We start from the raw sequence: 18,601 nt of genomic DNA on the forward strand, positions 1-18,601 counted from the left end.
ACGGATAACCGATAACCGATAACCGATAACTGAAAACTGAAAAACTAATCATGCACCGGACTTTGAGTACAAGGACAATTGCTGATGCTTTGTAAGAAATCAAAACCAAGGGTGAGCATGTGGGTTCCGGAATTGGCGGGAGCTAATTCATTCATAGTGATTTGGTACGCATAGCCGAAATAAAATCCTGCTTTTTTGAATCCTACCATGGGTCCAACGTTTAAGGGTTTCCCAATTTGGTCATTCAAGAAACGGTACGAGGCTCCTAACCAATAATAATCGTCCCGACTGTTAAATTTTCTGTATTTAAAATTGACATCGGTACTCGAACGGCGATCCGATTCAAAATATTGAAAATAGGCAGAAGGTTCAAACTCAGCACGATTGTAGCCGCCATTGGTAAACACATAGCCGGTATAGACTTGGTAATTGCGCAACAAGTCGGGCTCTAAAGCGATGAATTTATCCAAATCTTTGGGCAAAATATTACTGGCATTCAAACTCAAATAATAGTTCTTTAAACGGTACAACAAACTGACATCAAAGTTGTTGTTAGAGGTAAAACGATTGTTATTGATCGAAGGATCAGGATTGGTAGGATTTAAATTATCGAGATCAATTTTGAAATTATTGATGTTGAAAGACAATCCAAAAGACAAGTATTGTTTGGAGTAATAATCCAAAATAATATGATGGGCAAAGGATGCTTTGGCCCCTGTTTGACGCGTATTTCCATTGCTATCATTATAGGCAGAAAGTCCAACTCCTGATTGATCGGCTATACGAAAATCAGCATATACCGATTGGTTGTTCGGAGCATCTTTAATCCCTACCCATTGGGTTAACCCATTGACACGTATTCTAAAATTATCTCCAATTCCAGCATAAGTAGGCGAAATCACAAAAGGATTATCGGCCAAATACTGGGTCCAAACGGGTAAATTCAATTCCTGAGTGTGACCTGCCACACCCACTAAAAGCAACAATGCAATGATACTCTTTTTCATAATTCAGTAGATTCTTTGTGGTATGGCAACGACGCTATTGGGGCCGGCGTCGTTGCTACCTATTTTATTCGAATGACTTGCTTCTAATCGTTATCCTTATCTCATTAATGTAAAGTGACCTACAAATTCACGATCGTCCTGAACATTTCTCAATTTCAAAATGTACCAATAATCACCCGTTGGCAATTCCAAATTGTTGTAACGACCATCCCAACCTTGACCTTCTCGTAAGGTTGCGATTTTTCTTCCGTAACGGTCGAAAATACTAATCGTCAAATCTTTGTAATTGATGGTATTGGTAGGTGTCCAAGTATCATTATTGCCGTCACCATTTGGCGTAAATACATTTGGAATTTCGATATCAATAAATTCAAAGTAACGCATCGCTGTAGCTTCACAACCATTGGCATCTCTTACGATTACAGTATAGTCACCAGACTTATAGTAAATCAATTTATTGTTAGAACTAAAGGTATTTCCACCATCGAATGAATATTGATAATTTCCTGCGCCACCTGTAGCTGTAGCTACGATTTCGTTCAATCCACCATCGGCCAAAGTCAGGGCTAAAGGTGTAAAACCTAACACTTCGAACGAAGCCGTTACTTTCTCACAACCATTAGTATGTCTAGCCGTAACGGTATGGAAACCTGGTGCTACATTACGGAAAATGTTACTCGCTTGGAATACTGTCGAACCATCTAAAGCATAGTCTACATCGGCTGGATTGGTAATGCTCGCATCAACGGTTACCGTAACCGTATTACTTGGCGAATTGTTATCACAACCATAAGCTACAATAGCTTTAGGATCTAAAGTTACCGATTCGTCTAGCGTTACAATCCATTCTGCTGTACAACCATTGGCATCTTTTATGTACACAGTATGTTCGCCTCCAGCTAAACCAGTGAAATTGAACACGGTTTGAGTCAATGTTCCCGTTACATAAGTACCGTTGATAGTATCAAGTGCGACACTATAAGGCGCTACCCCACCAGTGATGTTCACATCGAAGGCGGCATTCAAATCGCCGGCACATAGTTCTTGCACTTCAGAACCTGCAACGGTTGCTACCAATATCGCTGTAGGTTCAGTTATGGTTTGGGTCACAAAAATAAAACAACCGTTTTCGTCTTGTACCAAAATATCGTAGGTTCCTGGCGCTAATTGATCAAACACCCCGGTATCAAAAAACTGATTGAGTTGAGGAGAAATGGCATACTTAATCACTCCTGTTCCACCAGAAGCGGTTACGGTAATGATTCCATTGGCGGCTCCGTTACATGTAATTGGAGTGGCCACTGCTGATGCCGTAACAGGCAACATGGGTTCTTCAATAAGTTCAGAAACAGAAATCACTTGACAATCTCCCCCACTGTTCACACGAACGCTATAGGTTCCTGCTGGCAATTGGGTGAACGTACCTGGAGTAGTTTGTACAGGGGTAAAGCCTACTGGATTTCCGGCACCGTCTAATAAGGTATAGATATAATTTCCTAAACCACCGGTAGCAGTCGCCACAATAACTCCTGTAGTATCACCTTTACAATTGATTTTAGCGTTTAACACATCTAGTTTCACCGTTAATGGTGGCAATGGATCAATTACAATAGCATTAGACACTTGACTCACACAACCGTTAGCATCACGCACATAGTAACGGTAGGTTCCTGGCGTTACCGTAATTGTTGCGGTAGCACCCACCATTGTACTCCAAGGTCCTGTTGCAGTTGTACCGTATTCATACGTTCCTGTTCCACCAGTAGCTGATAAGGTAAGCGTCGCATCAGTCAAACATGTTGGTGTAGTTGCTACTACCAAAGTAGCTGCTACTTTTGTAGGTTCGGTAATTACGATTGGTGTTACGGTGGTCGTACTACAACCCCATCCATCGGTAACCGTTACGGTATAGGTTCCTGCGCCTAAATTAGCAAATACATTACTCGCTTGTGGTCCAGAAGAACGTACTGGCGAAGCCGATATCGTATTCAACGTATACAAGTAATTCGAACCTTGACCCCCTGTTGGAGCATTCACCGTTATCGAAGCAGTTGTATCGCCATTACATTGTAAGGCTTGATTGATTGTAGTCGTCGTAAAGGCTATAGGTGTTGGATTAACTAATGTTACAGTAGTTGTTGCAACACATCCTTTAGTATCTCTCACATTCACTGTGTATGTACCAGCTGTTAAGCCAGTGAAAACAGATTGTGTTGAATAAGCAACACTTAGAGGACCAAGCAATTCGAATTCATATCCTCCAGGCCATCCACCGGTAGCGGTAGCAGAGATCGAACCGTTATTGCCTGGTACACAAGTAATGGCAGTATGTGTTTCGCTAATTACTAAAGCTGTACTAGGTCCTGTAATTGTAAAGTTTTTGCTTACAGTACAGTATGGCGTGTTGGTTAAAGTAGCTGTAATGGTGTAGGTTCCTGCGGCTAAATTGGTCAAATCTACAACGCCTGCTGCAGTAGATGCACCACTTGGCAACGAATTCCCAAGAGCATCTACCAAAGTATAGGTAAACGGTCCTGCTTCATTCGTTGGTAAAGGCACTCTATCGATTAAAGTCACTCTAGCACTTCCAGTAGTGGTTCCAAAACAAGTCACATCTACTATGTTATCGATGGTCAAATCGAAAGTGTTGGGTTCGTTGACGAAGTGTACTCCTGTGATTTCACAATTGGTGTCAACGTTTCTCACTGTGATTTCGTAATTACCAACCGGTAAATTGGTGAATGTAGCTACGCCTGCAACTACTGAAACTGGTGGGAAATTATAAACAGTCCCTTTCGTTACTGTAGGTGGTGTAACACTACTATCAATAATTACATCCCGAACCGTAAACTGCAAATTAGTAGGCGTACCTCCAATTGCGCTAACCGAAACAGCTATATCTTCAAGATTCGTACATGTTATCGCATTAATTACATTCACATTCACTTTGTCCAATTGTACAAAAGGAGCAATGGTAATTGGAGCTGTTGTAGTTCCTGAACAACCGTTACTGTCAAACACATTCACCACATAAGATCCTCCTAAAAGATCTGCTTCGGTGTAGACATTGTTGCTGCCGAATTGTACCCGTGTTCCGTTTTTAATAAACTCATAATTCAAATAAGGAGCTGTTCCACCAGTCACTCCAGTAACGGTAATCGTAGCTAAGTTGCTTGTATTTCCTGATGTACAGCCGAATTCAACTACTGTTGGAGCAGGAACCGTAATTAGTCCTGGTTCAATTATAGTTATAGTCTCTGTATCTGTACATCCTCTTCCTGAAGTCACTACAACAGTATAAGTACCCGCTGCTAAACCACTGAATAATGGAGAAGCTTGAGAAGGTCTTGTTACTGGAAGATTACCTACAGTTGTAGTTCCTGTTAAAGTATACGTATACACAGGATTATCATTTACGCCTGCCGTTGGAGTATCCATTGAAGCTGTAATCGTTCCATCTGTTCCTCCGTTACAAGTGACCTCTGTTTTAGCTAAGGCAAAACCTGTGATTGGTGTAGCGACTTGTAGGTTCACAGTAGCAAATACTTCACATAAAGTCGTCGTATCTTGAACGCCAATGATATGATTTCCTGAACTCACATTTGGGAAAGAAGTTACCGAAGCAAATGCGCTACCATCAATATTGTATAGATAACTTCCTGAACCTCCCGTTGCACTAACCGTTATCACCCCATCATTATCTGCACAAGAAACAGGAGTACTCACGGTTGGGGTTAGAATAAGTGGTTGACGAATTACTACTAATGCTGGTACTGTTGTTGTACAGCCATTCTTATCTTTCACCGTAACATCATAACTTCCTGGAGCGTTGACTACAAAGATTGGGCTGGTTTGGAAACCGCCACCAATACTGTATTCAAATGGTCCTACTCCTGTTGGTGTATTGATAGTAAACGTATACGTTCCATTGATAGGGTCTGGACATTCAGTGAAAGCAACTCCATTCAAAACAGGATTTGCATCCATTACAACCACAATATCTAATTTGAATTTACAACCGTTAGCATCTTGTACCCAAACATCATAATTATTTGGACTTGGTAAAGTAACCGCCAATGTGGCATTGTTACTTGCAGTATAATCTGTAGCGATTGGCGTAACACCATCGGCTACAAAAGCATAAGTATAACTTGGTGTCCCACCAGTTCCTTGAACCGTAACTATTGCACCTGAATTACAATTGGCATTCACATTGCTTACTAGTGTTAAATCTAAAACTGTTGGCTGAGCAATTGCAAAAGAAACATCTGCTGTACAACCTGTTGTAGCATCTGTAACTTGTAAGGTATAAGCACCTGGTGCTAAACCTGTTAAGGTTACTATATCAGCAGCTTGTGTAATAGTTCCCCCTGTTCCAGTTGTTAAAACAGCTGTATAATTTGTGAAATCTGTTACTTTGAAAGTAGCTGAACCATTGTTATCCCCAAAACAAGTCACATCTGTAGTAGCCGAAACCGCTACGGTAATGTTGTTTACAGGAGCTACAGTATACGATTCTTGGTACGTACATCCATTGGCATCAGTTACTTGGAATACATAAGTATCAGGGGCTAATCCAGCGAAAACAGGATTTGCAAGATTATCAATCATTGCCGCTATAGGCGAAATAATTTGATACGTATATGGAGTAACACCATTTTGAACATTGCTAATAGTTACCGTACTTGTAGTAGCTAAAGGCGCACAATAAACTGGTGTACCATTAATATCCATCTGAGTTGGTGGATTTAATGGCAATACATCAGCAGTAACCGCAGCTGCAATTGGACATCCATTTGCGTCTTTAACCAAAACTGATACAAGACCTGGTATATTGGTAGTATAGGTATTAACCGTTGAATAGTTAGCACCTCCATCAAAACTATACTCTAAAACACCTGTTCCTCCACTAGCAGTAACAGTAACTGTAGCTTGTTGCGTAATGTTACCTGTTCCACAAGAAAGTGGAGTAGTGACAGCCGCTGAAGCAGTAATTGCTGAAGGTTCTGAAATAGTAATTGGACTAGAAGGTAAAGTACATTGTTTCGCATTACGCACCGTAACCACATAAGTAGTTCCTGCTGCTAAACCAGTAAACTGATTAGATGTTTGGAATGGAGTTGTTGTAACACCATCCGTTAAACTATATTCATAAGGTCCTTCACCAGCAGTTACATTCACGGTAATTGTACCATCAGAACCACCATTACAACTTACATTAGTCTCGGTTGTAGTAAAAACAGTAGTTGGGATTGGATCTAACACAATACTAGTAGTCGTTTGACAAGTAGTTGTATTATTTGCATCAGTTACTCTAAACGTATAAGTTCCTGCTGTTGAAGCTGAAAGAACATTAGTAGTCATAGTAGTCCAAGGAGCCCCACCAGTTGTAGAATACTCAAAAATATATGGTAATGGAGTTGTAGTACCACCATTTGCAGTTAATGTGATTTCTGCATTTGGACTTGAAGTACAATCTAATGCCTTGGTTACTGCAGCAGACAACTCTAGTTTTGGAAGTACAACAAAATCCACATTAGCCTCACAACCATTACCGTCTTTGATTACTAAATTATAAGTACCCGCAGCATTGAAGGTAAAACTTGGTGAATTCTGGAAAGCACTTCCGTTTACACTATATGTTGCTGGTACAATAGTAGCTGTTGCTGAAGCATCAGTCACTAAATTTATAGTAAAGGCTGTTCCATTGTAACAAATTGGGGCAGGTGCGGTAATTGTTGGTGGCGCATCTTGCAATAAGATTACATCGTCCGATTTGATACAACCATAAGCATCTTTTGCATACACATAATACGTTGTACCAGCCAAAGATCCAGCTCTTGTAAACGTATTTGTTGAAACCCAATTGACATCTGAAGCCAAAGGAGGAGTCGCAGAAGTAGTAACTTGATAGCTATATGGAGCAGTACCGTCTTTAGCTTGACCAGTAATTATACCTAAGTCATTACAATTTGAATTCTTAATTACATTAGCTGTAATAGACAAATCAATTGCAGATTCTGTTATGTCAAATGGCGCAGAACTGATACTACATCCAGCGTGTGGTGCAGCACCTGTTTCAGTAACCAAAACAAAATAATTTCCAAATGGTAATGTGCCAAAATTTGAAATCACTAAACTACCACTTGCAGGAATTGTTGTTGCAACAGAAGAACCTACTGGTGTTACTGATTGTGAATTATAAATTTGATACGTAACCGGAGTATCGAAACCATAAGTATGATTCATAGTAAATGAAACATTACCATCTGCTGCTCCTTTACAAGTAATATTATTTGGAGTTAAAGGATTTACAGTTATTGTTGAATTAGTTGGAACAGCAATACTAGATGTTTCAAAATAATAACAACCTGTCAAACCATCATGAACAATAAATGTATATGTGACTCCTGGAATTAAATTTGGAATTGTAGTTTTTTTACTTCCTACAGCATCTTCATCATACCAAGGTAAAGTTGTTGGTCCAGTATAGGTTAACCCTGGACTGTATACTGCAAAATGGAATGGTCCTGAACCAGTAATCGATGTAGAGGCTCCAATAGCAACTTCTGCAGAACCTAATCCTGCACAAGTTGGACCAACTGGTGTAACCGTAATATCTAAATCATCAGGTGGTGAAGCTACCAAAATATTATTTTCAAAAGCGGTGCAACCATTAGCATCCGTAATGATTATTTGATACAAACCAAAATCAACAACATCAAAAACAGCAGTTGTACCAGTTTGATTATTAAATTTCACATCATAACCATTGACACCCGTAACGTGATAAGTATAATTTGGAGTACCTCCAGAAACAGAGTTAATTGTAATAGATCCTAAAGATATACCAGTTACACTATTACAAGTAATTGGGGTTACTGTTCTAACAAAAGTAATTGGTGTTGGCTCTGTAATAGTAATCGTTTCTGTATTCGTACAACCTTTAGCATCCGTTACGGTTACAAGATAATCTCCCGCAGACAAACCTGAAGTTTGTGTACCGTAATTAATACCTGTGGTAGTATTCAATACATTAAATACAAATGGAGATTGTCCTTTGGTATTATCAAGGGCTATTGAAATAGCAGCCGTATCGTCACCGTTACAATTGATAAATGCCGTTTGTGTAAGACCCGTAATATCTGGATTAACAGGAGTTGTTACTGCAATAGCCGTTGTCGTTGTATAGGTACAACCTGTCACGGTATCAGTAACTCTAAAAGTATAGCTTCCAGCGGTATTTGTTGTAAAGATATTGGACGCCATAGGAGTAAATGCTCCTAAAGCTTCTTTTGATTCATAAGTAAAACTTCCTGAACCACCTGTTGGGGTAAGCGTAATACTTGCAGCTGTTGGAGCTGGATTACAAGTAATATCTTTATTTAAAACCGCATTCAAGGTTAATTGCGGAACAACTGTTATTGTAGCTGCAGGTACAATACAACCGTTACCATCTTTGATTCTAACGATGTAATCACCTGATGCTGTAACGGTAAAGGTATTCCCTGATTGAAAAGTACCACCATTTAAACTGTATGTTATTGGATTAACAATTCCTGAAGCTGGAGTTGTGTTAGTGGCAGTAATCGTAAAACTTCCTGCACCTAAACACTGTCCTGTAGCTGTAGCAGTTACAGTTGGTGTTGGGTCAGTTGCAATAGTTATTGGTAACACAAAAGTACATCCTTTGGCATCAATAACATGGGCATACCATGACGTACTTGTAGAAGGGTTAAGGTTAGCAATAGGACTATTTCCATAAGCTCCAGGAGTTGTTGCCGAAGTAACAAAAGAGTATCTGTAATTTGGCGTTCCTCCAGTTGCAGCTACTTCAACTCTAGCTGTTGCTACATTACAATTGGCGTTTTTATTCGAAACTAAACTCAAGGCTAAAGCAGCTGTAGGTTGCGTAATAGTTACAGATGTTGGCGCTGTACATCCAGTAGTTTCATCGGTAAATACAACACTATAAGTATTCGCTCCTAAATTAGGCAAAGTAAAAGTAGTGGCATTTAGTCCAGTTAAGGCTGTACCACCATTGATGGTATAACTGTAGGTCCCTGAGAAACCACTTACATTATAACGAATGGACCCTGTAGTATTTCCGAAACAATCTACATCGGTCAATTTAGTAGCCGTTACTGCAATTGGTGTAAGGGCAGGAACGGTGTGTGATTTGGTCGCATAACAACCATTGGCATCTGTTACTCTGAAAACATAAGTACCAGCGGTTAATCCTGAGAAAATACCTGTTGTAGCTCCAGTAGAATTTGTTACTGGACCTGAAACAATTGTATACGTCAATGGTGCTACTCCTGTACCAGCGGTTACTGGCACCGTTACTGTACTAGTCGTACTTGAAGCCGGTGCACAATAAATTGGTGTATTGGTTATGGTAGCAATCGTTGGTGGGTTTAATCTATTCAGAGTTATACTACCAGTAGTAACACAATTACTAGCATCTCTCACCGCATAATTGATGATTTGATCTGTTCCGTTATCGTTTACAGTAAGTGTGTTGGTATTGGTAAAACTACCTCCATTAAAACTGTATGTATATGGTGCGGTTCCTGTTGTAGGTACACCAATAGTTACAACAGCCGCTTGCTTGATATTAGTAGGGCTACAACTAAAAGCTGTTGCAGAAGCTGAAACTACCAATACTGTTGGATTGACAATCGTCACTTGTGTTACTGCCGATTCACAACCTTTACTATCAATTACTTTTACATCATATACTCCGGCAGCCAAACCAGTAAATTTATTAGTGGTTTGTGTGGTATACGTTGCAACTGAACTTAATTTTATTGCGTAAGTATAAGCACTAGTAAATCCACCAGCAGCGGTTACGGTTATCGTTCCGTCATTGGCATTGTTACACGTAATATCAGTTTTGGCTACGGTAATCGTTGGAGTAGTTTTTGGGGTTACAGTTATGGTGTTACTGTTAGCCGTACAGCCTTTGCTATCGGTTACGTTAAATACATACGTACCCGCTGTTGAAGCCGTAAACGGAAAAGTCGCAACTGTTGTGGTACCACCATGAGTAACGGTATAATTATATGGACCTCCATTACCTCCTGTAACTACGGGATTACCAATAATCGCATCTGCCAAACAACTTAAGTCATTGATTAAAGCAACAGTCAACCCAATTTGTGGGGCAATGATAATATTAGGTATAGTTGCCGTACAATTGTTGCTATCCGTAACCACTATGGTATGCGTTCCAGGAGCCACATTAGTAAACGAATAGGTAGTTGCTGCAGAGCTAACCGCCGCATTACCATCTAATTGATATGTAAAAGGTTCTACTCCACCTGAAATCGTTACATCCAATCGAGCAGGATCTGCAGTGGTGTAGCAATAGTCTGTTGTGGCAGCTAATGAAGCTGTTAAAGCTGGTGGTGCCACTACTGTAACAGGAACTCCAACCAAATTAAAACATCCGTTAGCATCACGTACAAAAACGGTATAACTTCCAGCCGGTACATTGGTGAAAATACCTCCGTTGTTGCTAAAGGCTGTAACTACTGTTGTACCATTCGCTTGACGTAATTCGTATTGATAGGCTGGTGTTCCACCACTTCCAACAGCCGTAATGGTGGCGCCAGTAGTACAAGTGGCTACTTTAGTAACCGAAGCGGTAAGAGCCACTGGAGAAGGTGCTGTAATCGTTACCGAAAAGGATTGGCTACAAGTAGCTAAAGCTGTAGCATCTGGACGAATTAATATCGCATAAATATTGGGTGCTAAATTTGGAATCGTAACCGGAGAAATAAGACTTGTTGACCAAGTAACTCCATTGTCTTTAGAATATTGGAACCCTTTAATAGGATCAAAATTTTGAGCGGCAATGGTGATTGCGCCATTGTTGGCACCTGCACAAGTGACGTCTGTCTTTCCTACAATTTGAGCGGCAAAGGCTTTACCACTATCAATTACGATTGGGAAATCTTTTTGTGTGATACAAGTTGCAGGAAGTTGGTACACGGTGATGTCATCAATAACTACATCATTCCCGTTATATAAAATACTACCGGAACGTACTACAAATGTCAAATTAGTATTGTTTCCAGGGTTCAGTGTCAGCGATACCGGTACCCATTTGTTGCGGTTTGGATCCGAAGGCAATTCGGCTATTTTGCCTGAATTTTGTTGGGCTACCACAGTTCCTGAGGGGTCTACTAACTGCACTAAAATATCAGGTGCAGCACCAGACTTGCCTGCGCGTAATAAATTGGCCACTGCAAAATCTACTTTTACCGGCTGATTGGGAATCACATCTATTATGGGTTTGCTGTACAACACGCCGTTTGGTCCTGCGGCAGAGCCAATATTCACTAACAAGAATCGGCCCCTTGCATCACCAACACCAGGCAAATTATTCGGATTGGTCGTATGGTCTTTAAAGTGAAACCAAGCCCCTACATTGGTGCCACTTGGGTCGTCGCTTCTCCAGAAATCATTGGTCACAGAATATTGATTGTCTTCTACGGAACGGGTGCCACACAAATAAGGTGCGTTCACACGTAAATCGTTAAAACAATAAGCAGCGGCAATTCCAGTAGTGGTTGTAGGATTTCCTGAACCAAAGTTTTCTGTTAGTAACACACTATAGGTGGGTACCGAGGTGAGTTTGTATTTTACACTTACTACGTGTGGTCCTGTAGTAACTCCCGTAAATACATTATTAGTAATAGGAACATTAGGTGTCCCATCTATTAAATATTCGTAAGTATAGTTCACCCCTCCAGGATTGGTAACAGTTACGGTTGAAGTCGCTGTACCATCACAATTAAATACCGGAGGACTAACGGCTAGAGTTGGATCTAAAGGTCTTGGGTCTAAAATAACGGCTGGCAAGTTAAATTCGCAACCGTTGTTGTCTCTTATTTTTAAGCTATAAGTTCCTGGTAATACATTTTTTTCTGGGCTATTTTGCCAGCTCAAACCGCCATCAAAACTATAGGTATACGGTGCCGTTCCGCCTTGAGGGTTGGTAATTCGTAACTTACCTCCTTGGTTTACACCCGAGCCATCAGGCAAGGAACAACCAGCCAACTCAGCCACACCGGCAGATGCAGTTACAGCTGCAGCAGGTTCGGTAATGGTGATAGGGGTTTGAGGCAACAAACAACTCACACCACTCAACGAATAACGCACCACTGGTACGTAGGTTGCTGGAGCAAGGTTAGAAAAGACAGGATTAGTACTAAAGGTAAGCCCGTTGTCGATACTGTAGTCTAAAGTATAGCCATTGGCATTGGTCACATTAAAATTGATTGCTCCAGAATTGGTGCCATGACATAAAATATCTTTTTTGGTAACAGTAAACACTGGCGGAGCAATGGCAGAGACATCAATAGAAGTGGTCGCTTCACATTTATTAAGATCGACGGCTTTAATCACATAAGTACCCGAAGCTGAAATTGGAAGGACAAGGGTTCTTGAGGGATCATTCAAACTCACACTAGTACCATTGACATAATAGTTAAAATTTGGTGTTCCGCCAGTTACAGTAACGGTAACTTCGCCATTGGTACAGGTTAAAGGTTTGGTCAAATTGGCTTGTATCTGTACAGGAGCCGGGTCGATGATATTAATAGTAGCCGTATACGAACAATTTGCTGGGCTAGTGGATACATTTACAGTATAAGTCCCAGCTCCTAAATTGGGTAAGGTATAATCATTGGCCATTATAGGTCCAACACTATTGACTAAAGTCGCTCCTTTATACACACTAAAAAAGTATTGCGGATCTACATTTTCAGCGATCAACTTGATGGAAGCATCAGCAGCTCCATTACAAGTAGGTTGTGTTACAAAGGTTCTCACATTCATTTGACGGTTATTGATCACAATAGCCGGAATGGTAAAAATACATGGGAAAGTAGGTACTCCTATTTGCTTGATATAAACAGTATATACTCCAGGAGTTGTGATGGCAAAAGTAGGCGAATTGGGTACATAATTGGTACCATCTAAACTGAATTCGTAGCCTGTAGGAATGCCACCAACACTAATTTCACCAGGAGAACCACAAATCATGTCTTTCTTGGTAAAAGTTGGATTCAAAGGATTTTGGTAGACGTTAAAGTAAAATATACTCTGACAACCGTTGGCATACCTTAAGATCACTCTAAATTGTCCAGAAGTATTGGCTACATAATTAGGTCCTGTACCTACCGAATTCCAACACGAAGGGGCAAAACTTTCATTGGCGCAATCATTGGGCGCTACTGAAGGACAGCTGGCTTCGTTTAATTTTTCCCAAGTAATGGATTGGGCATCACTTATACCGGTAACTATAGATCGTGTAGCATTGGCCCCACAAAGGAAAATATAAGGTAATGCCTTCCCGTCGTTAGGACAAGTAGCTACTTTATCTGCAAAAGGAATCACTGGATTGGTATTGGTCACCCCAAAATAACTTACTGTAATTTCTTCAACAACATCTTTGCAAGTAAGCGGTGCTGTATTATGAACGTAATAAATTCCGGGTTGTGTTGCAGTAAAAGTTTGTCCTGTTCCGATAGGATTGCTTCCATCTCTATTTCTAGACCAAGAATAACCAGCATACCCATCTGCCGCTTTCAATACCACACTGGCCCCACACAAATAAACGGTTCTTGCAAAGGTACATTTGCTAATGTCTACCAAAAAGTTAGTCGAATCCGGTGAACCTAATTTACAAGCCACCGAAGCAAAACTTCCTTCTTCTTTAACCACAGTTGGATTAATGACCCCTTGGTAAGTGGCAAAAGCTTGGTTTTTGATTTCATTGGAACAAGCGGTTACCAAAGAATTACAATCGGTTGCCACTCTAACATTTAATCGAATGGTAAAAATTCCATCATTTACTTGTACAGAGGCATCTGGAATTTTAAAAATCAAGGTTCTAGTTACGGGATCGTACGATTGCAAAGTAGCTCCACCAGCCGTACTTAAATCAATATCGGTTAATGGATTGAAAGTAACATTTACAGGAAGTACATCTTTAATAGTAAAATTGGTTACATTATCATTACCCACACTTTGATAGCTGATTTCATAGGTTAAGTATTGCCCTAAATTGACATTACCACCCCCTATGTTTACACCACCACTTTTAACAAGTTTGGTTAAATCTACTTTAGGTGCAATAATATCTACGGCGTACGCTGCAAAAAAAGCGAAAACGGGATCAGACTGTCCTTTCGCTACTTGTAGAGTAAAACTAGTAGAGGTTTGATTATTTTTAACATAAGCAGGATTAGCCCCCAGTATTTCAAGCACTCCAGTATCATAGCCTAAAGTATTTGAACCCGATGGATTTCTAGGGGTTTGAACTCCATTGGTGTTTTCAATAGATGCGTTAAAAAAACGATTGGAGGGCGATCTAAATGGAGTAGTTACTTCTTTACCATCAATCTCAAGTTTTGTTCCGGTAACGGTTTTATCTCCATCCAAAGAAGCATAAGCCATTTGCAAATCAACATTACCAGAGGGTGGTGTTGTAAAACCTGAAACATCCATTTGCTGTATTTTTCCATCGAAAATGGCACTAAACCCATCAAAAACATTAAAGGATTTCATGGTCAGTGTAGGATCTTCATATACTACATAAAGTGACCAACCAGCAGATAAACCGGTCGAACCATTAGATCCTTGACTAGCCAACACATCAGCAACAGTATAGGTTCCAGAAATGCTTGATAAAGAATTAATCAAATTCGTCACATCAGCATAACAAGCATAAGGGGTATTAGGAAGCTCACCACTTCCTGCTGGAATAGGCGATACTATTGCATCATATATTACTTGACCTGTAATAGGAGTATAGGAAGCAGCTCCAGGTAATTTAAGTTTAACTTGATTAATATTGGCTCTGTTACCGTCGCCTGATTTTAAAGTGGCTGCCCAATACAATGCTGCATATTGTACTCTATAACAGGTAGTAACACTCCCATTGGATTGATTAGGAACCACTAAATCCGCACTACTGGAACTAAAAGTAGTAGCATCAGTGTCAATATCAATGTATTTCATTGATATATCTTGATTGTTTATAGTATTGTTATTGTTAGGCAAGTTATTTTGTCCTAAAATAGTATTACCCGCCAAAATCATTTTCCCTCTGGTTTCAATCTTTTTCCTAATGGTAAAATCCTTGAATTCTTGCCCATACAACCCTTGTATCATAAAAAACAAAATCCCCAATAGCGCCAAGGTATGGGATAGACCTCTTTTGGCATTGGAGAATTGCTTTGGTTGGTTGGGCGTGTTACTGTTGTTAAAGTAGCCAACTGTAGTAACAAGAAATGATAAACAAACCATAATAGGTTGCAGCAAATGGGTAGGTTTCTTCATGGTTGGGGCCTTTTTTTTTAAAGTCTTTCGCTGCTTTTATGGGGAAAAGCAGCGAAAAGAATGCGCTATTTATTTTTTAAAAATTCCTTTGGTAATACTATGCATTTTTTATGTCTTTTCCCTTGGTTAGAGGAAAAAAACGATATTTTTTTTTGTTTTTAATTCTCTACTTTAATGATCACCATTTTACTGTTGTAAGGTGTTTTTCCTTTGTTGGTCATTTCAGTCTGAGCTTCTTGTATGCTTTCAAATTTATTCACATAAATATAGTAACTGCTCGTACTAGCATCAAAGAAGAACGAAACCTCACGTTGTCCTGAAGCTACCATCTGAGTTAAGAATTTATCACGCTTAGCCGCATCTTTATGTACTGCTACAACAGCATAGAAAGCACTTTCGGTATTGGATATACGTTTCAAAATTTGCATGTTCGACTGTTCTTCTCCAAAATCAAAATCATTTACACTAAGTGGAGTAGCACTTGGTTTAGTGGTTTCTTTAATACGTTTCAAAGCCGCTTGGTCTTGTACATAACGGTCGGTATCATTTAGTGAATTGGCACGTTTGATTCTACGTTTTTTCTCTACCTCAACCGCAACTTTAATATTTTCTAAGGATTGTACCAATTTCGCATTTGTTTGAACACTAACGGCTTGTTCCGCTTTTAATTGATCGATGGATTTTAAATAACTCATACTTAAAGCATCGGTTGCACTCGCTCCTTTTTTGATGCGTTCGTCATACAAATTCTTGATTTTCGCAAGATTGTCCTCTTGCATTTTATTCATCATCGCTAATTGTGATTTTAAAGACTCAATGGCCGCATTGTCATTAGAAGAACTCTTGATTTCTTGTGGTTCTTTCACAATTCCTTTTTCACCCAAATCATTTTCTTCTTTCATATCGCGTAACTCCTTCGCTTTAGCGGCCACTTTCTGATCCAGCTGCGCCAATAAGGATTTTTGCATTTTACTAGATTCTTCGGCTTGTTTGGCGGCATCATCAATTGCTTTGGCACTCTCATCTTTTACCAACGGAACAGCAACTGCAGCGGCGGCTAACTTGGCTAATCGAATTCTTTCGGTCTCAGCATCGGCTTTCGCTTTAGCATCGGCAGCAGCTTTGGCGTCCGCAGCTAGTTTGGCTTGACGTAAACGTTCGGCTTCTGCATCGGCTTTCGCTTTGGCATCGGCAGCAGCTTTGGCATCCGCAGCTAGTTTTTCTTGACGTAAACGTTCGGCTTCTGCATCGGCTTTGGCTTTGGCATCGGCGGCAGCCTTGGCATCTGCAGCTAGTTTTTCTTGACGTAAACGTTCGGCTTCTGCATCGGCTTTGGCTTTGGCATCGGCGGCAGCCTTGGCATCTGCAGCTAGTTTTTCTTGACGTAAACGCTCGGCTTCTGCATCAGCTTTCGCTTTAGCATCGGCAGCAGCTTTAGCATCCGCGGCTAGTTTGGCTTGACGTAAACGCTCGGCTTCTGCATCGGCTTTCGCTTTAGCATCGGCAGCAGCTTTGGCATCTGCAGCTAGTTTTTCTTGACGTAAACGCTCGGCTTCTGCATCAGCTTTCGCTTTAGCATCGGCAGCAGCTTTAGCATCCGCGGCTAGTTTGGCTTGACGTAAACGCTCGGCTTCTGCATCGGCTTTCGCTTTAGCTTCTGCGGCAGCCTTGGCATCTGCAGCTAGTTTTTCTTGACGTAAACGCTCGGCTTCTGCATCAGCTTTGGCTTTGGCATCGGCAGCAGCTTTAGCATCCGCGGCTAGTTTGGCTTGACGTAAACGTTCAGCATCGGCTTTCGCTTTAGCATCGGCAGCAGCTTTAGCATCCGCGGCTAGTTTGGCTTGACGTAAACGTTCAGCATCGGCTTTCGCTTTGGCTTCGGCTGCTAGTTTGGCTTCGGCTGCTAGTTTGGCCAGACGTGCTTTTTCAGCGGCTTCTTTTTGAGCTGCTGTTGGAACTGCTGCTTTAGCTTCAGCATCCGCTTTCGCTTTGGCTGCTGCCGCGAGTTGTTTGGCTTCGGCATCCGCTTTGGCTTTGGCCTCTGCAGCTAATTTGGCTTTGGCTTCAGCATCGGCTTTAGCTTTAGCATTTGCAATTTCTTTTAATTTTTCTTGACGTAATCTTTCTCTTTCGGCTTGTGCCTCTAAACGAGCGGCATCCAACTTGGCCTTATCCTCTGGAGACAATAAAGTACTAGACGTTGGTTTGGGAGTAGGTTTGGGCGCTGGTTTTTGTGTAGGTTTTGTTACGGTACGAGTTGGAGTTTCATTGGCTTGGATTAAGGCCCCTTCCTCCTCATCATCACCATAGTAATAGTTGCTGTTTTTGAAACGATAGGCCAAAACAATATCATGGGAAGACCCAAAAGTATCGAATCCACCCATTGCTTTTTCAAAATTATATTCGATTGAAATACTAGAAGTAATATTCATTCCAATACCTGCAGACATGCCATATAAGGTATTGTAACCCGCTTGAGCCCAAACCCCTAAAGGGATGGAGAACATCGCTACACCCGATAGAACGGTCTTGTCTTTTTTAAACTCAGAACGCACTAAGGCTGAAAATTTGCTTTTATCAAAAAAACCATAGGTGTCCAAATAACCGGTATACATCACATGAGCTTGTAATCCTTTTTCAGGATCCTCTTTAAGCATTCCAGAGGTAGAAAAATTATAGGTCACCATATTATTAAAAGCCAATCCGAAATCTAAAAATGTTGTTCCATAATTAATTCCAGGACTCACTGTCATAAGAAAATTGGAAGGAATAGTATTCAGAGAAGGATCCGAAAGGCCGTTAGCAATTACTTGACCAGCATCTAAACCACTCTTATAAGCTCCTAAATTTATACCAAAAGTAAGGTTGCTCTCTTGTTCTAAAACTACATTATGTGTAAAATTGGCCAAGGCACCAAAAGTAGTCAACACACCATAATTTTGTTTAAAAACACCCAAACCAATCCCTTGATTTTCTAAAAACCGACCGGCATAACTTCCAAAATAAGTGGTAGGTGCATTATCAAATTGTACCCATTGTCTTTTGCTATAAATACTAGCAACACGGTTTTGTTCCCTTACAAAACTAAAGGTAGGATTGAGCACAAAACGATTGAATTTTAAAGAATTCCGAACCGGTAGTGAAAACGAAACCACTCCATCCTCCGCTGGATCAGCTTGAGCATAGAGTGCTAGGTGCATCCCATAAAAAAAGGCTATGAATAGTAATAGTTTCTTCAT

The 18,601-nt window shown here is 40.5% G+C and carries 3 protein-coding genes; all 3 read right to left on the minus strand.

What is annotated here, in order from left to right:
- Positions 1-44 precede the first annotated feature (44 nt).
- Entirely contained in the window at positions 45-1,007 is a 963-nt protein-coding gene (locus ACSVH5_RS10280) for a PorP/SprF family type IX secretion system membrane protein (RefSeq protein WP_438061350.1), read from the minus strand.
- 96 nt (positions 1,008-1,103) lie between these two features.
- Positions 1,104-15,362: a T9SS type B sorting domain-containing protein gene (locus ACSVH5_RS10285; RefSeq protein WP_438061351.1), complete on the minus strand. Its 14,259-nt coding sequence runs from the start codon at positions 15,360-15,362 to the stop codon at positions 1,104-1,106.
- 158 nt (positions 15,363-15,520) lie between these two features.
- The gene (locus ACSVH5_RS10290) at positions 15,521-18,601 is read right to left on the minus strand and encodes a PorP/SprF family type IX secretion system membrane protein (protein WP_438061352.1); all 3,081 of its coding nucleotides are present in this window, start codon (positions 18,599-18,601) and stop codon (positions 15,521-15,523) included.

Source organism: Flavobacterium sp. RSSA_27, assembly GCF_051547125.1.
In the GTDB taxonomy this organism is placed as follows: Bacteria; Bacteroidota; Bacteroidia; order Flavobacteriales; family Flavobacteriaceae; genus Flavobacterium.

Excerpts from the sequence above, each read along its gene's own strand:
- ACSVH5_RS10280 (WP_438061350.1), bottom strand. The coding sequence starts at position 1,007 with ATGAAAAAGAGTATCATTGCATTGTTGCTTTTAGTGGGTGTGGCAGGT.
- ACSVH5_RS10285 (WP_438061351.1), bottom strand. The coding sequence starts at position 15,362 with ATGAAGAAACCTACCCATTTGCTGCAACCTATTATGGTTTGTTTATCA.
- ACSVH5_RS10290 (WP_438061352.1), bottom strand. The coding sequence starts at position 18,601 with ATGAAGAAACTATTACTATTCATAGCCTTTTTTTATGGGATGCACCTA.